Source organism: Pseudomonas sp. TE3728, assembly GCF_056279145.1.
Genome location: NZ_JBWBQT010000001.1, coordinates 4,093,945 through 4,114,139, shown reverse-complemented (window position 1 = coordinate 4,114,139; position 20,195 = coordinate 4,093,945). Strand labels below are relative to the sequence as shown.

General features: G+C 59.2%; 17 protein-coding genes. 8 read left to right on the top strand and 9 right to left on the bottom strand.

Features of this window, described 5'->3' with window-relative positions; translation table 11 throughout:
- Positions 1-3: 3 nt before the first annotated feature.
- The gene (locus ACZ89R_RS17995) at positions 4-360 is read right to left on the bottom strand and encodes an NADH:ubiquinone oxidoreductase (protein ID WP_429545051.1); all 357 of its coding nucleotides are present in this window, start codon (positions 358-360) and stop codon (positions 4-6) included.
- Positions 361-387: 27 nt separating this feature from the next.
- On the opposite strand from ACZ89R_RS17995, the gene ACZ89R_RS17990 reads away from it, so the two are divergent.
- Positions 388-1,353: a CobW family GTP-binding protein gene (locus ACZ89R_RS17990; protein WP_429545052.1), complete on the top strand. Its 966-nt coding sequence runs from the start codon at positions 388-390 to the stop codon at positions 1,351-1,353.
- Between the two features lie 72 nt (positions 1,354-1,425).
- On the opposite strand, the gene ACZ89R_RS17985 is transcribed toward ACZ89R_RS17990, so the two are convergent.
- Positions 1,426-1,839 (bottom strand): DUF3301 domain-containing protein, encoded by a 414-nt coding sequence (locus tag ACZ89R_RS17985; protein WP_095052328.1) that lies wholly within the window; start codon positions 1,837-1,839, stop codon positions 1,426-1,428.
- A gap of 120 nt (positions 1,840-1,959) precedes the next feature.
- Between ACZ89R_RS17985 and pdxY the strand changes: the two genes are divergently transcribed.
- Positions 1,960-2,832 carry a pyridoxal kinase PdxY gene (gene pdxY, locus ACZ89R_RS17980; RefSeq protein ID WP_429545053.1) on the top strand — a complete coding sequence of 291 codons (873 nt, stop codon included), beginning with the start codon at positions 1,960-1,962 and terminating at the stop codon, positions 2,830-2,832.
- Positions 2,833-2,944: 112 nt separating this feature from the next.
- Here the strand turns inward: pdxY and ACZ89R_RS17975 are convergent, their stop codons facing one another.
- Positions 2,945-3,427: an acyl-CoA thioesterase gene (locus ACZ89R_RS17975; RefSeq protein WP_007896533.1), complete on the bottom strand. Its 483-nt coding sequence runs from the start codon at positions 3,425-3,427 to the stop codon at positions 2,945-2,947.
- A 196-nt stretch (positions 3,428-3,623) separates the two neighbouring features.
- Here ACZ89R_RS17975 and ACZ89R_RS17970 point away from each other — a divergent pair, with 196 nt between their 5' ends.
- On the top strand, positions 3,624-5,387 hold the full coding sequence (locus tag ACZ89R_RS17970; RefSeq protein WP_429545054.1) for a cation:proton antiporter: 1,764 nt from the start codon (positions 3,624-3,626) through the stop codon (positions 5,385-5,387).
- Positions 5,388-5,405: 18 nt separating this feature from the next.
- On the opposite strand, the gene ACZ89R_RS17965 is transcribed toward ACZ89R_RS17970, so the two are convergent.
- The 3 genes from ACZ89R_RS17965 to uvrD form a co-directional block, all read right to left on the bottom strand.
- Entirely contained in the window at positions 5,406-5,813 is a 408-nt protein-coding gene (locus ACZ89R_RS17965) for an SMI1/KNR4 family protein (RefSeq protein ID WP_008073570.1), read from the bottom strand.
- A 136-nt stretch (positions 5,814-5,949) separates the two neighbouring features.
- A complete protein-coding gene (locus tag ACZ89R_RS17960) occupies positions 5,950-6,825 on the bottom strand; it encodes a Tim44 domain-containing protein (protein ID WP_429545055.1) in 876 nt (291 codons plus the stop codon).
- 278 nt (positions 6,826-7,103) lie between these two features.
- Positions 7,104-9,287, bottom strand: coding sequence for a DNA helicase II (gene uvrD / locus ACZ89R_RS17955; RefSeq protein ID WP_429545056.1), 2,184 nt, complete (start codon positions 9,285-9,287; stop codon positions 7,104-7,106).
- Positions 9,288-9,544: 257 nt separating this feature from the next.
- On the opposite strand from uvrD, the gene ACZ89R_RS17950 reads away from it, so the two are divergent.
- From ACZ89R_RS17950 to ACZ89R_RS17940, 3 genes are all read left to right on the top strand, one after another.
- Positions 9,545-12,418: an EAL domain-containing protein gene (locus ACZ89R_RS17950; protein ID WP_429545057.1), complete on the top strand. Its 2,874-nt coding sequence runs from the start codon at positions 9,545-9,547 to the stop codon at positions 12,416-12,418.
- Between the two features lie 168 nt (positions 12,419-12,586).
- On the top strand, positions 12,587-13,453 hold the full coding sequence (hexR, locus tag ACZ89R_RS17945) for a transcriptional regulator HexR (RefSeq protein ID WP_007896526.1): 867 nt from the start codon (positions 12,587-12,589) through the stop codon (positions 13,451-13,453).
- Positions 13,454-13,715: 262 nt separating this feature from the next.
- Positions 13,716-13,928 (top strand): PA3496 family putative envelope integrity protein, encoded by a 213-nt coding sequence (locus ACZ89R_RS17940; protein WP_123495694.1) that lies wholly within the window; start codon positions 13,716-13,718, stop codon positions 13,926-13,928.
- On the opposite strand, the gene ACZ89R_RS17935 is transcribed toward ACZ89R_RS17940, so the two are convergent.
- A complete protein-coding gene (locus ACZ89R_RS17935; RefSeq protein ID WP_192345136.1) occupies positions 13,870-14,832 on the bottom strand; it encodes a LysR family transcriptional regulator in 963 nt (320 codons plus the stop codon). The two genes, ACZ89R_RS17940 and ACZ89R_RS17935, sit on opposite strands and share 59 nt — an antisense overlap.
- A gap of 190 nt (positions 14,833-15,022) precedes the next feature.
- Between ACZ89R_RS17935 and ACZ89R_RS17930 the strand changes: the two genes are divergently transcribed.
- Both ACZ89R_RS17930 and oadA read left to right on the top strand, forming a co-directional pair.
- Complete coding sequence (locus tag ACZ89R_RS17930; RefSeq protein ID WP_007896523.1) at positions 15,023-16,438, top strand: acetyl-CoA carboxylase biotin carboxylase subunit; 1,416 nt, start codon at positions 15,023-15,025, stop codon at positions 16,436-16,438.
- A gap of 11 nt (positions 16,439-16,449) precedes the next feature.
- Positions 16,450-18,258, top strand: a complete 1,809-nt coding sequence (gene oadA, locus ACZ89R_RS17925; protein ID WP_429545058.1) for a sodium-extruding oxaloacetate decarboxylase subunit alpha — start codon at positions 16,450-16,452, stop codon at positions 18,256-18,258.
- Between the two features lie 214 nt (positions 18,259-18,472).
- Here oadA and ACZ89R_RS17920 read toward each other — a convergent pair whose 3' ends face one another.
- Together ACZ89R_RS17920 and ACZ89R_RS17915 are read right to left on the bottom strand one after the other, a co-directional pair.
- Positions 18,473-19,309 carry an amino acid ABC transporter permease gene (locus tag ACZ89R_RS17920; protein ID WP_429545059.1) on the bottom strand — a complete coding sequence of 279 codons (837 nt, stop codon included), beginning with the start codon at positions 19,307-19,309 and terminating at the stop codon, positions 18,473-18,475.
- The gene (locus tag ACZ89R_RS17915) at positions 19,306-20,127 is read right to left on the bottom strand and encodes an ABC transporter substrate-binding protein (protein WP_218395619.1); all 822 of its coding nucleotides are present in this window, start codon (positions 20,125-20,127) and stop codon (positions 19,306-19,308) included. Before ACZ89R_RS17915 ends, ACZ89R_RS17920 begins: the two co-directional genes overlap by 4 nt.
- Between the last annotated feature and the right edge of the window lie 68 nt (positions 20,128-20,195).

Genomic DNA, 20,195 nt, shown 5'->3' with positions numbered 1-20,195 from the left:
CGCTCAAGGTTTGAGCCAGGTTCCCTGGCTCTGGGCTTCGCAAAACGGCTTCAGATACGCCGCATCGGTGGCCACGCCGTAATAGTGAATATCCTGCTGGTAAGGCATATTGGCGACTTGAGCGTTGCTGCACACCCCGAACGCGCCGGTAGGGCATTGATCGACGTACTGCACCTCGACTTTCTGCCCAGGCAGGTTCGGCTGGCAGAATCCGTCGGCGAACAGTTTTTCCGGGATGTTGCGGTTTTGCTGGCAGACCTTCACGTCGAGCCGCTCAGCCGTGCTGTGCACCACGCAAGCCTGGGCCAGCGCTTCGCCCGATGTGAGCGCCAGCAGCAACGACCATCCCATCAACCGCATTCTTTACCTCCTCAGAAAACCTCGACCATGTTGCAGAACATTCCCACCCACGTCATTGCTGGCCCACTAGGTGCCGGCAAGACCAGCCTGATCAAGCACCTGCTGGCACAGCGGCCCGCGGGTGAGCGCTGGGCGGTGTTGATCAACGAGTTCGGCCAGATCGGTCTGGATGCCGCGCTGTTGACCCAGGATGCCGATGGTATCGCACTGGGGGAAGTGGCCGGGGGCTGTTTGTGTTGCGTCAATGGTGCCCCGTTTCAGATCGGCCTCGGGCGGTTGCTGCGCAAGGCACGACCGGATCGACTGTTCATCGAACCCTCCGGGCTAGGGCATCCGGCGCAGTTACTCCGGCAATTGAGTGAGGTTCCGTGGCAAGGTGTCCTGGCGGTGCAGCCGTGCGTGCTGGTGCTGGATGCTCAGGCGCTGGCGGCCGGAAAACCGTTGCCTGAGGCGCAACAGCAAGCCTTGGACAGTGCCGGGTTGCTGTTGCTGAACAAGGCAGAAAACATCAACGACAGCGATCGCCAACGAATCGCCGCACAGTTGCCGATGCGTCCTTTGTACTGGACGCAGCAAGCCGTCTTGCCGTTGAGCGAATTACCGGGGCTCGGGGCTCAGGCTGTCGGGGGTGTGGATAACTTTGTTGTGCCCAAGGGATTGGCGCAGATGCCGGCTATCTGGACTGACCCCACGCTGCCGATTTGCTTGAGTCAGGTGCAGGAGGGTGGCTGGAGCGTTGGATGGCGGTGGCATCCGAGTCAGATTTTCGATGCCGTATTGATCGGGAGATGGCTTGAGCGCCTTGAATGGCGGCGGGCGAAGCTGGTTATCCACAGCGCCGAGGGGTGGGTGTCGGCGAATGCGCTGGATAACTCGTTACTGGATTGGCAGATCAGTGAATGGCGTCGGGATTCGCGTATTGAGTTGATTTTCAGTGAGCCGCAGGCTGTTGAAGAGCTGCAAAGAGATCTGACCGACTGTCTGTCGGGTTGAAGATCAAAAGATCGCAGCCTGCGGCAGCTCCTACGCGCCTGTGGGCGCTGCCGCAGGCTGCGATCTTTTGATTTATGGACGCCATTTTGTGTGTTCTTGCCGCCACTGACTCAGTTCAATCACCTCGGCTCTGGGCTTCGCGATATCGACCACCGGCGGAGTGTCGTCGAACGGCATCGGGTAGGGCGCGAGCTCGATCTGTGCGCTATGGGCGCCGAATTGGGTGATGGTGCCGGTGTGGCGGGTTTCGCCGGTCACGGTGAATTCGAAGTTATACACACGGGCCAGGCGCCGACGGCCATTGGCGTCTTTAATGAAGGCGATCTTCTTCAAGGCTACGTTGCCGTCCAGCAGCTCGATCCGAAGCTTGGCGCAATGCTGCATGACCCGCTCCAACGCACGTTCGCGCAAGCCGTGGTTGTGCCACAACCACGCGCCACCGGTGGCGAGCAGCATCAACACGAGGATATTTCCGAGGGTCAGCATCAACAGGGTGCTCCAACAAGATAGTGCCAGCTTAACTGCGTCGCCGGTCTGTCGTACAGGCTGCGTTTAGTCGCATACTGCGCGGCTCGAATTTCAATCGTTTGACGGAAAACTCACCGCATGAAACGTACGCCCCATGTGCTCGCCATCCAGTCCCACGTGGTGTTCGGCCACGCTGGCAACAGCGCCGCGGTTTTCCCGATGCAGCGGGTCGGGGTGAACGTGTGGCCGCTCAATACCGTGCAGTTCTCCAACCATACGCAATATGGTCAGTGGGCCGGGGAAGTGCTGGCTCCGCATCAGATTCCGGAATTGGTAGAAGGAATCGCTGCAATTGGTGAGCTGGGCAATTGCGATGCCGTGTTGTCCGGCTACCTCGGTAGCGCGGCTCAGGGCCGGGCGATTCTCGCGGGCGTGGAACGAATCAAATCGATCAATCCCAAAGCGGTATACCTCTGCGACCCGGTGATGGGCCATCCGGAGAAGGGCTGCACCGTTCCAGCCGAGGTCAGCGATTTTCTGCTGGAAGAGGCGGCAGCGGTGGCCGACTTCATGTGCCCGAATCAGTTGGAGCTGAACAGCTTCTCGGGGCGCAAGGCGCAGTCATTGTTCGATTGCCTGGCCATGGCGCGAGCGCTGCTGGCTCGCGGTCCGAAGGCGGTGCTGGTCAAGCATCTGGACTATCCCGGAAAACCGGCGGAGGGCTTCGAGATGTTACTGGTGACCGCTGAAGGCAGCTGGCACCTGCGTCGGCCGCTGCTGGCGTTTCCGCGTCAGCCGGTGGGCGTTGGCGATCTGACTGCCGGGTTGTTCCTGGCGCGCGTGCTGCAGGGTGACAATCTGCTGAGTGCCTTCGAATTCACTGCGGCGGCGGTGCATGAAGTGCTGCTGGAAACCCAGGCTTGCACCAGCTATGAGCTGGAACTGGTGCGGGCGCAGGACCGGATCGCCCATCCGCGGGTGCGGTTCGAGGCAACCTCAATCAGCCTGTAACCGGGTGGTTGTCCCAATCGCGAGCAGGCTCGCCCCCACAAGGTTATCGCTGTACCTGTGGGAGCGAGCCTGCTCGCGATAGCGATCTGAAGAGCGCTGGATAACTGTCTGCTCAGGCGTCGCCCTTGATGTCCTGATAACGCTTTTCCAGTTCCTGACGAATCTGCCGACGCTGCTGGGCCTGCATGTACCGACGCTTGTCTTCACTGTTCTGCGGTTGCAGTGGCGGGACTGCAGCCGGTTTGCGCTGGTCATCCACTGCGACCATGGTGAAGAAACAGCTGTTGGTGTGGCGCACCGAGCGCTCGCGGATGTTCTCGGTCACGACCTTGATGCCCACCTCCATCGAGGTGTTGCCGGTGTAGTTGACCGAGGCCAGAAAAGTCACCAGTTCACCAACGTGAATCGGCTCGCGGAAAATCACCTGATCCACCGACAGGGTCACCACATAGCGGCCGGCATAGCGGCTGGCGCAGGCGTAAGCCACTTCATCGAGGTATTTGAGCAGGGTGCCACCGTGGACATTGCCAGAGAAGTTGGCCATGTCTGGGGTCATCAATACCGTCATCGACAGCTGGGCGTTTCCGGGTTCCATAACGTACTCACGGGTCAAGGCAGGATTTCTGGGTTGCACCTCTGTGGGTGCTTGGTTTTTCAAACCAACAGTTATCGGGACGCCGGGCGGGGGGCTGCCGTCACGCCTGGCTCTATCTGTTTCCATATATTGCACCGTCTTCCCGTCGGAAGTCGCGATGTTACCCTTCAAAAGCCCACCCAAGGAGCCACATGCCATGCACGCCATCAGTTTCATTCAGGATCTGGCAGTGATCATGTTGATCGCGGGTGTGGTGACCGTGCTCTTTCATCGTCTCAAACAACCGGTGGTGCTCGGCTACATCGTCGCCGGCTTCATCATCGGCCCGCACACGCCGCCGTTCAGCCTGATCCACGATGAAGCCACCATCAAGACCCTCGCCGAGCTCGGGGTGATTTTCCTGATGTTCTGCCTGGGCCTGGAGTTCAGCTTGCGCAAGTTGTTCAAGGTCGGTGCCACGGCGTTCATCGCAGCGTTCCTGGAAATCGTCCTGATGATCTGGATCGGCTACGAAATCGGCCGCTGGTTCGATTGGAATACCATGGACTCGCTGTTCCTCGGCGCGATCCTGGCGATTTCCTCGACCACCATCATCGTCAAGGCGCTCAACGACCTGAAGATGAAGAACGAACGTTTTGCTCAATTGATCTTCGGCGTGCTGATCGTCGAAGACATCCTCGGCATTGGCATCATCGCGTTACTGTCGAGCATCGCGGTCAGCGGAACCGTCAGTTCCGGCGAAGTGTTTTCCACGGTCGGCAAGCTGTCACTGTTCATGATTGTCGCACTGGTTATTGGCATTCTGCTGGTACCGCGACTGCTGGCCTACGTGGCCAAATTCGACAGCAACGAGATGCTGCTGATCACTGTGCTGGGCCTGTGTTTCGGTTTCTGCCTGTTGGTGGTCAAGCTTGAATACAGCATGGTCCTCGGCGCGTTCCTGATCGGCGCGATCATGGCTGAATCGCGGCAACTGCTGAAGATCGAGCAATTGATCGAGCCGGTTCGCGACCTGTTCAGTGCCATCTTCTTCGTCGCCATCGGCCTGATGCTCGACCCGATGATCCTGCTGCAATACGCCTGGCCGATCGCGGTGATCACCGTAGCAGTGGTGCTGGGCAAGATGCTTTCCTGCGGTCTCGGTGCTTTTATCGCCGGCAATGACGGACGCACCTCACTGCGCGTGGGGATGGGGCTCTCACAGATTGGCGAATTTTCTTTCATCATCGCGGCGTTGGGCATGACGCTGCAGGTCACCAGCAACTTTCTCTACCCGGTGGCGGTGGCTGTTTCGGTCATCACCACGCTGTTGACGCCGTATCTGATCCGCGCGGCCGATCCGCTGTCGATCAAGCTTGCGGCAGTGATGCCGCAGCGTCTGAGCCGTGTGCTCGGGATGTATGGCGAATGGCTGCGCAGCATTCAGCCTCAGGGCGAGGGTGCACTGTTGGCGTCGATGATCCGGCGGATTCTGTTGCAGGTAGGGGTCAATCTGGCGTTGGTGATTGCGATCTTTTTCTCGGGCGCGTTCTTCGCCGAGCGCATGTCCGTTTACCTGCAAGCCTGGATCAGCGACCCGAGCTGGCAGAAAGCGTTGATCTGGGGTGGGGCGTTGCTGTTGTCACTGCCGTTCCTGATCGCCGCCTATCGCAAGCTCAAGGCGCTGTCGATGCTGCTGGCAGAGATGGGTGTGAAGCCGGAAATGGCCGGCCGCCACACACAGCGAGTACGTCGGGTGATCGCTGAAGTGATTCCGATCCTCTCGCTGTCAGTGATTTTCCTGCTGCTGGCAGCCTTGTCGGCCAGTATTCTGCCGACCAACAAGTTGCTGGTGCTGATCGTCATAGTCGCGGCCGCGGTGGCGGCGCTGCTCTGGCGCTGGTTCATCCGTGTGCATACGCGAATGCAGGTGGCCTTGCTGGAAACGCTGGATAACCAAAACGATTCGACCGGGCATTGATTACAGCGGGCAGACGGCTCAGCTTTCCAGCCAGACGTCCCGCGCCCAGTGCCATACCGATTCCCAGGTTTCTTCGGCGAGCAACTCTTCTTCAGCCAGCCACAGCACGACGGTGCCGTCTTCTTCGACCAGGTAGTAATTGTCACCGTCCTGGCAGATCGGAATCATGCTGCGATCGACGCCAGCGTCCCAGGCGTTGGCGGCAACGTCCGGCAGGTAGGTATGGGACTGCGGATCGGTGACAGTCACTGGCTCCAGGCTGCCGTAGACCACGTCGCTGACGGTCAGCAAAAATTCTCTGAAGACGAATGGGATATCGATGAACAGTTGCTCTTCGATTTCCACAATCTGATCTTCGTCAGGCAATTCCAAGGGGACCGGTACCGGTTCGTTGGCTTCACGCAGTTGTTCGATGATTTCTTCCACGTCCGGGATCCTCTTGCTTGATGGCGCGGTTTAGTTGGGGCGGTTTATACAGTAGCTCGCTATAGATGCAACCGCGAAATAGAAAACCCCGGCCGAGGCCGGGGTTTTATTACAACAGGTGAAACGCGGGAATTGATCAGCCGTTCTGGCGGATACCGGCCACCAGCCAAGGCTGGTTTTCGCCCTGTGCACGTTCCATGTTCCAGCTTTCGCTGAACACTTCGCCCTGATCAAAGCGCGAGGACTTCGATACACCGCTGAAGGTCAGGGTGGCGACAGTCTTGTCCGCACGGTCATCAACGCCATCCAGTTGTACCTGGAGGTTATCGATGTAGGTCGACTGGAAGCCGTCGCCCAGATCGGCACGTTCGCGCTTGAGGAACTCCAGCAGTTGCGGAGTCACGAACTCGGCGATCTTGTCCATTTCGTTGGCATCCCAGTGTTGCTGCAGGGACTGGAAGTGGTTGCGGGCCGCTTCAATGAAGTTGTGTTCATTGAACCAGGCTGGCGCGTTGATCACCGGACGAGCGGCAGCAGGTGCAGCCGAACCGCCGAAGATCGAACCCATGGCTGTTGGTTTCTGTTCGAACACTTCACGCTGCATCGGCGCGCCGGCTGGAGCCATGTGCTCCTGCTGCTTGCGACGACGAGCGGCGATGAAACGGAAGACCAGGAAGGCGATGACCGCCATGATCAGGATGTCGAAGATCTGCATGCCCTGGAAGCCGTCGCCCATGAACATGGAGGCCAGCAGGCCACCGGCGGCGATACCGGCCAGAGGGCCGAGCCAGCGCGAAGCACCGCTGGCCTTGGTGGCGGCGCCAGCAGCACCGGCCGCACCCGCAGTGGCAGCAGCGCCGCCGGCAGGAGAAGAAGGAGCCATCTGGCTGGTCTGGTGAGTCGGCGCAGCGCCGGAGCTCTTGCCACCACCAAAGCGCTTGGCGGCATTGGCGTCGAGGCTCATCGTCAGGCCAATGCACAACGCCATGGCGATGCTAAGAAAACGTTTCATAAAGGGAATTCCCAATTTGTGGAAGGCACGCGCGCCATGTTGCACAGCTGAAGTGTTGCTGGCTAGCGGCAGAGTGTTTCGGGCTTTTGCCTGACAGGTAGTGTTCAGCTTCCGGTCACGCAATAAGACTTGATAACTTTGGTCTGTAGGACGAGTAGATAAGTTCTGTAGGAAGGATGCCTAGTCGGCCTTGGAAAAAGATCGCAGCCTTCGGCAGCTCCTACAGGGTGTACACATTCCCATGTAGGAGCTGCCGAAGGCTGCGATCTTTTCAGCTTTTAAACGGCTTCCAGCTTGGCGTAACCCAGCATCAACCACTTGCTGCCTTCGCTGAAGTTCACCTGTACCCGCGCCTGAGCACCGGCGCCTTCGAAATTCAGGATCACACCATCGCCGAACACCGAATGCCGCACGGTCTGGCCGAGGCTGAACCCGGTGTCCGGGATCTCGCTGCCGCCGAACAGGCTGCTGGAGCTCTGCTGCTGGCCACCGCCGAACGGACGGCTGACGCTGTTGGACAGCCGCACTTCCTGAATCAGGCCTTTCGGCACTTCACGTACGAAACGCGACACCTTGTTGTAGGTCTCGCTGCCGTACAGGCGGCGGGTTTCAGCATAGGTCAGCACCAGATTCTGCATCGCCCGGGTGATACCGACGTAGGCCAGACGGCGTTCCTCTTCAAGGCGGCCGGGTTCTTCCAGGCTCATCTTGTGCGGAAACAGGCCTTCTTCCATGCCCACCAGGAACACGTAAGGGAATTCCAGGCCTTTGGCGCTGTGCAGGGTCATCAACTGAATGCTGTCTTCGTGTTCGTCGGCCTGGGTGTCTCCGGCCTCCAGCGAGGCGTGACCGAGGAACGCTGACAGTGGAGACTGTTCTTCATCCTCTTCCGGGTTTTCGAAGTTACGTGCGGCGCTGACCAGTTCCTCAAGGTTTTCGACCCGGGCCTGTCCTTTCTCGCCTTTTTCCGCCTGGTGGTAGGCGATTAACCCCGACTGCTCGATGACGGTTTGGGTCATCAAGTGCAGCGGCATTTCCAGGCACTTGGCGGCGAGGTCCTCGATCAGCTCCATAAATGCCCCTATGGCACCAGCAGCGCGACCGGTCAGACCTTTGTTGGCCACCAGCTGACGCATGGCTTCCCACATTGACACATGGCTGTGGCGTGCATGATCGCGGATCGCTTCGACGGTTTTTTCGCCAATACCACGGGCCGGAACGTTGATCACCCGCTCAAGGGCCGCATCGTTGCCACGGCCTTCCAACAAACGCAGGTACGCCATGGCGTTCTTGATTTCTGCCCGTTCGAAGAAGCGCTGACCGCCATAAATGCGATACGGAATGCGCTCACGCAACAAGGCTTCTTCCAAAACGCGCGATTGGGCGTTGGAGCGGTACAAAATCGCGATATCGCTACGAGCCAGGCCGGTTTTCAGCGCGCTTTCGATGGTTTCAACCACGTAGCGTGCTTCATCGTGTTCGTTGAACGCGGCGTACAGATTGATCGCTTCGCCTTCGCCGCCATCGGTCCACAACTCTTTGCCCATGCGCCCGGTATTGTTGGCAATCAGGGCGTTGGCGGCTTTGAGGATCCCGGCGGTAGAGCGGTAGTTTTGCTCCAGACGAATGATCTGGGCATCGGGGAAGTCGTCGGAATACTGATAAATGTTCTCGATTTTCGCGCCGCGCCAGCCATAGATCGACTGATCGTCGTCGCCGACCACCATCAGGCTGTCGCCACCCTTGGCCAGCAGACGCAACCAGGCGTATTGCACGGCGTTGGTGTCCTGGAATTCGTCCACCAGAATGTGCCGGAAGCGCTTCTGATAATGGGCGAGCAGGCCCGGGTTATCGCGCCACAGATCGAGGGCGCGCAACAGCAGTTCAGAGAAATCGATGACGCCGGCGCGCAGGCACGCGGCCTCGTAGGCTTCATAAATGCTGCGCATGGTCGCCAGGAACAAGTCGCCGCTGGCTTGAATATGTTGCGGACGCAGACCTTCGTCTTTCTGCCCGTTGATGAACCACTGGGCCTGTCGGACCGGCCAGCGTTGCTCGTCCAGACCCAGCTCGCGGATCACCCGCTTGACCAGCCGTTGCTGGTCGTCGCTGTCGAGAATCTGGAAAGTCTGGCTCAGGCCGGCTTCCTGCCAGTGCGCCCGCAGCAAGCGGTGCGCCAGGCCGTGGAAGGTGCCGACCCACATGCCGGCCGGGTTGATACCCATCAGCTGCTCGATGCGATGACGCATCTCGGCAGCGGCCTTGTTGGTGAAGGTCACCGACAGAATGGAGTGGGGCGAGGCGTTTTCGACCTGGATCAACCAGGCGATACGGTGCACCAGCACTCGGGTTTTACCGGAGCCAGCACCGGCCAGGACCAACTGACGACCCACAGAGGCAGCTACGGCCTGACGTTGGGCATCGTTGAGGGAGTTCAGCAGAAGGGAGAGATCATCGCGCATCGGGGCATTCTAGGGTGCGCCGTCACACCGGGCAAACCGAGCTTTGCATTAGCCGATGAAAGAAGCACCGATGACGACCGGTCGGTCACCGGCTGCAAGCATTGGCGGAGCTCGTCTGGCGGCTTTTTTACCGAGGTGGACGGCTCAAACTTTCGTCTATTTTGTGACCTTGGGCTGTTTGGTCCGGGCATTTGCTTGTGTATGCTCCGTCCACAATTCGGGCTCGCATGCTCACTATAAGAACAAGAACATTGCCTATGACCCTCAGCTCCGACCTGTCGGGCCCCTCTGTGGAGCCCCGGGTTATCCGCAAACAGTACGCCATGGAAATGGCGGTCGAACGCACGCGCCTGCTGTACCAGGGCTCGCTTTTGCCTACGCTGTTCATGCTGATCAACGGTCTGGTGTGCGCCGGCCTGCTCTGGAGCCCGCAGCGCTACTTCGTGGTGAGCGTCTGGCTGATCTGGTTATTGTCGCTGGTGGCGTTGCGGGTGATTCAAGTCGCGGCTTTCGATTCGGCGATTCCCAACCGTCAGGCCCATCCGGTCTGGCGTCGCATGTTCATGCTCGGCTCTGCCATGACTGGCCTGACCCTGGCCGGTGCCGGCATTGCGTTGGTGCCCGCGGACAATTTCATGCAGCAAGCCTGGGTATTCGGGCTGATCGGCGCCGCGGCACTCTCGGCCAGCGTTGCTTATGCCGTCAGCCTGCCGGCTTTTCTGTCCTTTACCTTGCCCTGTCTGTTACCGGCCATCGGCTATCTGTTCTGGGGCGGGGATGAGCAGGAACAGGGCTGGGGCTGGTTTGGGCTGATATTGCTGGGTTCGTTGAGCGTGGTCGCCTGGCAGGTCAATCGGCTGATCAACCAGGGGTTGTTGCGGCGCTTTCAAAATCAGGCCCTGATCGAGCACTTGCAGCAGGCGCAATGTCGCAGCGATCAGCTCAACCACGAACTGGCCAAGGAAATCGACCAGCGCCGCCGCGCCGAAGACGAATTGCGCGAAACCCAGGTCGACCTCGAAAATCGCGTTGTCCAACGCAGTCTGGAGCTGGACGCCGCCAATCAGGCCTTGAGCAAAAGCGAAGCGCGGTTGGCGCTGGCGTTGAAGGCCAGCGAACTCGGGTTGTGGGACTGGAACCTGCAGACAGACGAAGTCCATCACACTCAGCTCCAGGAGCTGTTCGGGCTAGAGCCGGAATACGTGACGGCGATGCTCCGCCACCTCAAGCCGAGGCTGCACCCCGACGACTTGCCAGCGCTTAAGAGAGCGCTGGTCGAGCATTTGAAGGGCCGTACCGAGGATTATCAGATCGAGTATCGGGTACGACATGGTGATGGCCATTGGGTCTGGATCGAGGACCGCGGGCGAGCAGTTGAGCGCAGCGAAAACGGCCGGGTGATCCGCATGGTCGGCACCCGCCGCGACATCAGTGCCAGCAAGGGCCTGGAAGAACAGCGCCAACTGGCGGCGATGGTGTTCGAGGCGGCCAGTGAAGGCATCGTTATTTTCGACCCGAATTACGCGCTGATTGCCGCCAATCAGGCCTTCAGCCGAGTGACTGGCTATGACATCGACGACATGCTCGGGCGTAATGTGGTCGAGCTACCCTGCAGTCGCGACGCCCGCCGGCATTACGCGGCGATTCGTCAGGCGCTGGAGCAGCACGGTAGCTGGCAGGGCGAGTTGGTCGAAACGCGCAAGAATGGCGAGTTGTATCCGCAATGGCTGCAACTGAACGCCGTGCGCGATTCACGGGGAAAAGTTAGTCATATTGTCGGCTTCTTCGCCGATCTGTCTGCTCGGCGTGAGTCCGAAGAGCGCATGCGTTACCTCGCTCATTACGACGAACTCACGGGATTGGCCAACCGATCGTTGTTCCGCGAACGGCTGCACGAAGCTCATCAGCGGGTGCGTCAGGGCGGTCGGCGCAGCCTGGCGTTGCTGCATATCAATCTGGATCGATTCAAGCTGCTCAACGATAGCCTCGGCCACGAAATCGCTGATCAGTTATTGCAGAAAATGTCCCGGCGCCTGGTCAATGCGCTGCCGGAAGCAGACACCATCGCCCGGTTGTCCGGCGATGAATTTGCGGTGCTGTTCGATGCCTACGGCAATCTGTCGAGTCTGGCGCGCATGGCAACTCGTTTGTCGACCAAACTGTGTTTGCCGATCACTGTCGACGGGCATGAGCTGGTGATGAGCGCGTCCATGGGCATCAGCCTGTTACCGGACACCGCGCGGGAGATTTCTGCGTTGGTGAGCCAGTCGAACATGGCCATGCAGCATGCCAAACACTTGGGCGGCAACAACTTCCAGTTTTATACCGACAGCCTGCAAGCCAGCACGCTCGAGCGTTTGCAGCTCGAGAACCAGCTGCGCAAAGCCATCGAAGAAAAGCAGTTGAAAGTGTTTTATCAACCGAAACTCTGCCTCGCCACCGGCCGGCTGAATGCCGCCGAGGCATTGGTACGCTGGCATCACCCGATCCTGGGCCAAGTGCCGCCGGGGGATTTCATCGGCTTGGCCGAGGAAACCGGGTTGATCGGCGCTATTGGTGAGTTCGTTTTACGCCAGGCCTGTTGGCAAGCCTGCGAGTGGCAGCGTCAGGGACTGGAGCCGATTCGGGTGTCGGTCAATCTGTCGGTGCATCAGTTGCGTCAGGGGAAACTGGTGAGCCTGGTGCGCCAAGTGCTGGAGGAAACCGGTCTGGCGCCGCACTACCTGGAACTGGAGCTCACCGAAAGCCAGTTGCTGGACAGCGTCGAGCACATCATTGCGACCTTCCAGCAGTTGCGCGACCTTGGGGTGAAACTGGCCATCGACGATTTTGGCACTGGCTATTCGTCCTTGAGTTACCTCAAGCGCATTCCGGTGGATTACGTGAAGATTGATCAGGCGTTTATCCGCGGTCTGGGGGAGAGCAGCGAGGATGCGGCGATTACCCGGGCGATCATCGCCATGGCCCATGGCCTGTCGCTGAAAGTGGTGGCTGAAGGGGTGGAGCGGCCGGAACAGCTGGAGTTTCTGAAAGTCGAGCGTTGCGATGAAGTGCAGGGGTATTTGATCAGTCGGCCGGTCGAGGCCGCCAACCTGGCCGAGCTTTTACGTCGCGACGCCAACCCTTTGTAGAAGCTGGGCTTCGCCAGCTGCTACAAGGACCGAGAGGGCTACATGGAGCGCATGGCGCATGAAATGGGGACATTGAGTTACGCATTGAGCAGGCAAAAAGCCGATTCATGTAGTATAACTACAAGCGTGCTACATCCCCGGCACCTGCCAATAACAGAGTCCAGCCCCTTGAATCTGCTGCAACACATCGCCCAGTCCCGCCACCTGTTACGCAAGTCGGAGCTCAAAGTCGCCGACCACGTGCTGCTTGACCCTGCGGCGGTGATGCACAGCTCCATGGCCGACCTGGCCCACAGCGTGGGCATCAGCGAGCCGACCATCGTGCGGTTTTGCCGCGCCATCGGTTGCTCCGGGTTTCAGGATTTGAAGCTCAAACTGGCCCAGAGCCTGGCGGCTGGCGCGAGCTTCGGGCAGTTCGCGATCCATGAAGACGATTCAGTCGCCGATTACAGCCTGAAAATCTTCGACACCACCCTGCATACGCTGATGGAGGTTCGCGAGAAACTCGATCCGGTGGAGTTGCAGAGGGCGGTGTCGCTCATGTCTCAGGCCCAGCGTGTCGAGTTTTATGGCTTCGGTGCCTCGGGCGCGGTGGCGGCGGATGCCCAGCACAAGTTCTTCCGTTTACTGCTGACTGCAGCGGCGTATTCCGACCCGCACATGCAGGCGATGTCGGCGGTCACTTTGAAGCCGAGCGACGTGGCGATTTGTATTTCCCAATCCGGGCGTTCCAAGGACCTGTTGATCACGGCCAATCTGGTGCGCGAGAGCGGCGCTTCGTTGATCACGTTGTGCCCGAGCCAGACACCGTTGGCCGAGTTGTCGACCGTCAATCTGGCGATCGATGTGCATGAAGACACCGAAATCTATACGCCGTTGACGTCGCGCATTGCGCATCTGGTAGTGATCGATGTGCTGGCGATGGGCGTGGCCATGGCCCGCGGCCCGAGCCTGGTCAATCACCTGAAAAGCGTCAAACGCAGCCTTCGCAGCTTGCGGCTGTCGCCCAAATCGGTGAAAGCGCTGGATGATTGATTCATCGGGAAATGCTGGATTTGTGGCGAGGGAGCTTGCTCCCGCTGGGCTGCGAAGCGGCCCCACAACCATCTTGCTGCAGTATTTCTGATAAGCCGCATCAAACGATTTACGACTGCTGCGCAGTCGAGCGGGAGCAAGCTCCCTCGCCACAGATAAGCGCTAAGCCAGTTGATTTCATCAGTCTGTAACTTACCCGCCGCCAAACCGTCATCCCTCGCACCTATCTTGTAACTCCCGTACTCGCCTTGGGAGACTCGAAATGGCTCAGCCCTACGAAGAACGCAACAGCGCCGTCAAAACCCGTCGTCAGCAAGAAGATCAGCGCCGCATGGAATTTCGCCGCGCGATCGAAGATCGCAGCGAGCGCCGCCAGCTTCTGGCCGAAATTGGCGAATTTCCTGACGAACTGGAACTCAATTACTGGCAGGCGGCTCCCGCAACTTCCCGTCGAAACGCTCAACCAGCGCGCTGATCTGCGCCCGTTCGCTGCGGATAAACGCAAGGAATGCATGGGCCACCGGTGACAGCCGCTTGGCCTTGGCCTGCACCAGGCACCAACTGCGGTACAGCGGCAGCTCTTCGACTGGCAACTCGATCAATCCGCCGGTTGCCAATTCAAGGTTCAGGGCGTGGCGTGTCAACAGCGCCACGCCCAGACCCGCCAATACGCATTCACGCTGCGCTTCGGCCGAGGCCACCTCCTGGGTTTGGGTGAAGTGCACACGTTTCTCTTTGAAGTACTCTTCGCAAGCCAGTCGCGTGCCGGAACCGTGTTCGCGCAACAGCAACGTGTAGGGCTCAAGATCCTGCAAGCGCAGCGGGCCCATGTGACACAGTGGATGATCCGGCGGCGCCACGGCGACAATCGGGTTGTTGAGGAACGGTAGAAACTCCAGCCCCATGTCCTGTGGAACCATCGACATGATCACCAGATCATCACGGTTATCCGACAGGCGCCGAATGACCTGGCCACGGTTGACTACCGTCAGTTGCAGGTTCACCTCCGGGTGCTGGCGCTTGAACGCGGCAAACAGGTGCGGCACGAAATACTTGGCGCTGGATTCCACCGCCAGTTTCAGCTGACCCTGCAATGAGCCTTGCATGTCCGACAGCTGCATATCGAGGTTTTCCAGGCGCCCGAAAATATCCCGGCTGGCGCGCTGCAGTGCTTCGGCCGCCTCGGTCATGTAGAGTTTTTTGCCGACATAATCGAATAAAGGTTGGCCGATCAGCTCTTCGAGTTGACGAATCTGTAGGCTCACGGCAGGTTGTGTGAGAGACATTTCGTCGGCTGCACGGCTGTAGGACCTTAAGTCGCACACCTCATTGAAGATCTGCAATTGACGCAACGTCATACGCATCAATGACTTACGCATTTTCTAGAGACCCTGAGCGGAGGCTGATGTCTCAACTATAAGTCTTTGCTTATGTGTAACCCAATTATTATTCATTTTTGTTAATCCCTTGCGAAGGCTAGTGTGGAGCTGCGACTGAATTGAAACATTTGGTCACGCGTCGACCTGGTGTGACAGGTCGTGGGTACCACCGGCTCAAGGGAACCTCCAAGTGATAAAAAAGATCCTGATCGCCAACCGTGGTGAGATTGCCGTACGAATCGTGCGTGCCTGCGCCGAGATGGGCATTCGCTCCGTCGCGATCTATTCCGACGCCGATCGCCATGCCTTGCATGTGAAGCGTGCGGACGAGGCCCACAGCATCGGTGCCGAGCCACTGGCCGGCTACCTCAACCCGCGCAAGCTGGTGAACCTGGCGGTGGAAACCGGTTGTGATGCATTGCACCCCGGCTACGGCTTCCTTTCGGAAAATGCCGAGCTGGCAGACATCTGCGCCGAACGCGGTATCAAATTCATTGGTCCATCGGCTGAAGTGATTCGCCGTATGGGCGACAAGACCGAAGCGCGCCGCAGCATGATCAAGGCTGGCGTACCGGTCACCCCGGGCACCGAAGGCAACGTGTCGGGCATCGAAGAAGCCCTGACCGAAGGCGATCGCATCGGTTACCCGGTGATGCTCAAGGCCACCTCCGGTGGTGGCGGACGCGGCATTCGTCGCTGCAACAGCCGCGAAGAACTCGAACAAGCCTTTCCGCGGGTGATTTCCGAAGCCACCAAGGCTTTCGGTTCGGCGGAAGTGTTCCTGGAAAAATGCATCGTCAATCCGAAACACATCGAAGCGCAGATACTCGGTGACAGCTTTGGTAACGTGGTGCACCTGTTCGAGCGTGATTGCTCGATCCAGCGTCGCAACCAGAAGCTGATCGAGATCGCTCCGAGCCCGCAACTGACGCCGGAACAGCGCGCCTACATCGGCGACCTGTCGGTGCGCGCGGCCAAGGCCGTGGGATACGAGAACGCCGGCACCGTGGAGTTCCTGCTCGCCGAGGGCGAGGTGTACTTCATGGAGATGAACACCCGGGTGCAGGTGGAACACACCATCACCGAAGAAATCACCGGCATCGACATTGTGCGCGAGCAGATCCGCATCGCGTCCGGCCTGCCGCTTTCGGTGAAACAGGAAGACATCCAGCACCGCGGTTTCGCGCTGCAGTTCCGAATCAACGCCGAAGACCCTAAAAACAACTTCCTGCCGAGCTTCGGCAAGATCACCCGTTACTACGCGCCCGGCGGTCCTGGCGTGCGCACCGACACAGCGATCTATACCGGCTACACCATTCCGCCGTTCTACGATTCCATGTGTCTGAAACTGGTGGTGTGGGCGCTGACCTGGGAAGAGGCGATGGACCGTGGCTTGCGAGCTCTGGACGACATGCGTCTACAGGGGGTCAAGACCACCGCCGCGTATTACCAGGAAATCCTGCGTAACCCGGAATTCCGTAGCGGCCAGTTCAATACCAGCTTCGTTGAAAGCCACCCTGAACTGACCAACTACTCGATCAAGCGCAAACCCGAAGAGCTGGCCCTGGCCATCGCCGCCGCCATCGCCGCCCACGCAGGCCTGTGAGGAATAGAACAATGAGCAAACAAATCCACGTTACCGACACAATCCTGCGCGACGCCCACCAATCGCTGCTCGCCACCCGCATGCGCACCGAAGACATGCTGCCGATCTGCGACAAGCTCGACAAAGTCGGCTACTGGTCGCTGGAATGCTGGGGCGGCGCGACCTTCGACGCCTGCGTCCGCTTCCTCAAAGAAGACCCGTGGGAGCGTCTGCGCCAACTGCGCGCGGCCTTGCCTAACACGCGTCTGCAAATGCTCCTGCGTGGCCAGAACCTGCTGGGCTACCGCCACTACAGCGACGACGTGGTCAAAGCCTTCGTCGCCAAGGCTGCAGTCAACGGCATCGACGTGTTCCGCATCTTCGATGCGATGAACGACGTACGTAACCTGCGAGTGGCCATCGAAGCGGTGAAAGCCGCCGGCAAACACGCTCAGGGCACCATCGCCTACACCACCAGCCCGGTGCACACTATCGAGGCCTTCGTGGCGCAAGCCAAGCAAATGGAAGCCATGGGTTGCGACTCGGTGGCGATCAAGGACATGGCTGGCCTGTTGACCCCGTACGCCACAGGCGAATTGGTCAAGGCATTGAAATCCGAACAGTCGCTGCCAGTGTTTATTCACTCGCATGACACGGCTGGCCTGGCTGCAATGTGCCAACTCAAAGCCATCGAAAACGGCGCCGACCACATCGACACCGCGATCTCCAGCTTCGCCTGGGGCACCAGCCATCCAGGCACTGAATCGATGGTTGCTGCCCTTAAAGGCAGCGAATTCGACACCGGCCTGAACCTGGAGCTCCTGCAAGAGATCGGCCTGTACTTCTACGCCGTGCGCAAGAAGTACCACCAGTTTGAAAGCGAATTCACCACCGTAGACACTCGCGTTCAAGTGAATCAGGTACCGGGCGGGATGATTTCCAACCTCGCCAACCAGTTGAAAGAGCAAGGCGCGCTGAACCGCATGAGCGAAGTGCTGGCGGAGATCCCTCGCGTTCGCGAAGACCTCGGCTTCCCGCCGCTGGTAACGCCGACCTCGCAGATCGTTGGCACCCAGGCGTTCTTCAACGTGCTGGCCGGCGAGCGCTACAAAACCATCACCAATGAAGTGAAGCTCTACCTGCAAGGCGGCTACGGCAAAGCGCCGGGCACCGTGAACGAAAAACTGCGTCGTCAGGCGATCGGCAGCGAAGAAGTGATCGACGTGCGTCCGGCCGATCTGCTCAAGCCGGAAATGACCAAACTGCGCGCCGAAATCGGTGCCGTGGCCAAGTCTGAAGAAGACGTTCTGACCTACGCCATGTTCCCGGACATCGGCCGCAAATTCCTCGAAGAACGTGCAGCCGGCATCCTCGTACCGGAGGTGCTGTTGCCAATTCCGGAAGCGGGCGGCGTGACGTTGGCCGGCGGCGAAGGCGTGCCGACCGAGTTCGTCATCGACGTTCACGGCGAAACCTACCGCGTCGACATCACCGGTGTCGGCGTCAAGTCGGAAGGCAAGCGCCACTTCTATCTGTCCATCGACGGCATGCCGGAAGAAGTGGTGTTCGAACCGCTCAACGAGTTCGTCAGCGGCGGTAGCAGCAAGCGCAAACAAGCCACTGCACCGGGCCACGTCAGCACCACCATGCCGGGCAATATCGTCGATGTCCTGGTCAAGGAAGGCGACACCGTGAAAGCCGGCCAGGCCGTGCTGATCACCGAAGCGATGAAGATGGAAACCGAAGTCCAATCGGCCATCGCCGGCAAAGTCACCGCCATCCACGTGGCCAAGGGCGACCGGGTAAACCCGGGCGAGATTCTGATCGAGATCGAAGGCTGAGTTAACAGCCTCGATATACCGCTTTAAACCTCGGGGGAGCATGTGCTCCCCTTTTTTTTTCGCCCGGTATTTGGGAGTGCCACAATCCTTGTGTCGGAGCGAGCAAGCAGGATCGCCGCACCGCCGCTCCCACAAGGCTTACTGTGCTGATTCAGTGAGGACAAGGCGAGTGAATCCCGAGTAGGAGCTGCTGCCGAAGGCTGCGATCTTTTCGCTAACCCCGCTTCAAATACGCCTTCCCATAATGCCGCTCCATCCGCGCCTGAATCAGCTCCAGTCCAATCGACATCAGCCAATAAATAATCGCCGCGGTCGTGAGCATTTCGATATAGCGATAGCTCGAGCGCCCATACGATTGGGCCAGGAACATCACTTCCCAAACCCCCATCACCGAGATCAGAGACGAATCTTTGAGCATGGAGATGAACTGGTTGGTGGTGGGCGGGATGATGGTGCGCATGGCCTGGGGCAGGGTGACGCGCCAGAAGATCACGGTTTCGCGCATGCCTAACGCCAACGATGCTTCGCGTTGGCCATGGGGGACGCCGAGGATGCCGGCGCGGAAGATTTCGCTCAGATACGCGCCGTAGTTCAGCGACAGGGCGATGATCCCCGCGGCGATGGCACCGGGCACGATGCCAAGTTGTGGCAGGCCGAGGTAGATCAGCAGGATCTGGATCAGCAGCGGCGTGCCGCGAAAGAACGAGGCATAGAAGCTCGCAATGCCGAACGCCACCGCGCTTTTCGACAGCCGCGCCAAAGCCGTGATGAAGCCCAGCAGTGATGACGCCACGATTGAGCACAGGCACAAGAACAACGTCAGCGCTGCGCCTTGCAGAAAGCCGTTGGGCGCCAGGTGCAGGCCGATCAGGTTCGGCAGTTTGTCGAGGATGATCGAGAACTTCAGGTCGAAGCTCAGGAAGAAACTCGCGAACAAACCGAACATCGCTACCCAGGTCAGGTACAGCCGCGTGCGAAAACCGAAAATCCGTTGCAGCAGCGACTCAGCCACCGGTTGCGGCGGCTGAGGTGGTTTGGGGAAAGAAGTCATTTGCTGATGTCGGCGCCGATCCATTTTTGCGACAGCTTGCTCAAGGTGCCGTCCTGTTTCAACTGGGCAAACACATCACGCACTTTGGCGTCCCACTGGGCGTCGCCTTTTTCGATGGCCACCGAGTTCGGCTCCGAGTACAGCGGCTCGCCGGCGAGCTTGAAGCGCTTGTCTTCGTTCAGGCGCGGTTGCGCGGTCACCAGGTTGGTGAGAATCGCGTCCAGACGAACGCCAGCGCCCAGGCCCAAATCCTGGAACGCGACGTTGTCGGTGTCATAGGGGGCGATCTGCACATTCTCGAACGGGTACTGCAATTGGATGTCTTCGGCGCCTTCGATCACCAGGTTTTTGTTCAGGTAGCTTTCATAGCTGGAGGCGCTGGTGAGGCCGACTTTTTTGCCGCTCAGGTCCTTGGCGCTGTGAATGCTGTCGTCCTTGGCGTTGACCACGATCACGGCGGGGGAGGCGTAGTACTCGACCGGGAAATCGAAGACTTCGGCGCGGGCTTTGCTCGGGGTCATGGAGCAGATGCAGATGTCGTAACGCCCGCTCCAGCGCCCGGCGGCGATCACGTCCCAGGACGGCGTTTCGAGGCGCAGCTTGACGCCCAGTTTGTCCGCCACGGCCTTGGCCACGTCGACGTCGAAACCGTCGAGCTGGTTTTGATCGTTGAGAAACGAGAAGGGTGGATAGCTTTCCATCAGCACGCCCACCAGTTCTTTCTTTTGCTCGATGCGGTCCAGTGTGGCGCCCGCAAAGGCTTGAGTGGAGGCAGCCAGAATCGTCAGGCCCAGGGCCAGCAGTGGTTGAAATTTCACAGTTGATCCCTGAAAAAAGAGGTTGTTATTAACCGTACGGTGCGTATTAAATAGTTATAAGAACGACT

Bases quoted from the DNA above. Each gene is read 5' to 3' on its own strand.
- ACZ89R_RS17935 (WP_192345136.1), bottom strand. From the start codon at position 14,832: ATGCGTAAGTCATTGATGCGTATGACGTTGCGTCAATTGCAGATCTTC.
- uvrD (WP_429545056.1), bottom strand. From the start codon at position 9,287: ATGCGCGATGATCTCTCCCTTCTGCTGAACTCCCTCAACGATGCCCAA.
- ACZ89R_RS17950 (WP_429545057.1), top strand. From the start codon at position 9,545: ATGACCCTCAGCTCCGACCTGTCGGGCCCCTCTGTGGAGCCCCGGGTT.
- ACZ89R_RS17985 (WP_095052328.1), bottom strand. From the start codon at position 1,839: ATGCTGACCCTCGGAAATATCCTCGTGTTGATGCTGCTCGCCACCGGT.
- ACZ89R_RS17920 (WP_429545059.1), bottom strand. From the start codon at position 19,309: ATGACTTCTTTCCCCAAACCACCTCAGCCGCCGCAACCGGTGGCTGAG.
- ACZ89R_RS17940 (WP_123495694.1), top strand. From the start codon at position 13,716: ATGGCTCAGCCCTACGAAGAACGCAACAGCGCCGTCAAAACCCGTCGT.
- ACZ89R_RS17995 (WP_429545051.1), bottom strand. From the start codon at position 360: ATGCGGTTGATGGGATGGTCGTTGCTGCTGGCGCTCACATCGGGCGAA.
- pdxY (WP_429545053.1), top strand. From the start codon at position 1,960: ATGAAACGTACGCCCCATGTGCTCGCCATCCAGTCCCACGTGGTGTTC.
- ACZ89R_RS17960 (WP_429545055.1), bottom strand. From the start codon at position 6,825: ATGAAACGTTTTCTTAGCATCGCCATGGCGTTGTGCATTGGCCTGACG.
- oadA (WP_429545058.1), top strand. From the start codon at position 16,450: ATGAGCAAACAAATCCACGTTACCGACACAATCCTGCGCGACGCCCAC.
- ACZ89R_RS17975 (WP_007896533.1), bottom strand. From the start codon at position 3,427: ATGGAACCCGGAAACGCCCAGCTGTCGATGACGGTATTGATGACCCCA.
- ACZ89R_RS17970 (WP_429545054.1), top strand. From the start codon at position 3,624: ATGCACGCCATCAGTTTCATTCAGGATCTGGCAGTGATCATGTTGATC.
- ACZ89R_RS17990 (WP_429545052.1), top strand. From the start codon at position 388: ATGTTGCAGAACATTCCCACCCACGTCATTGCTGGCCCACTAGGTGCC.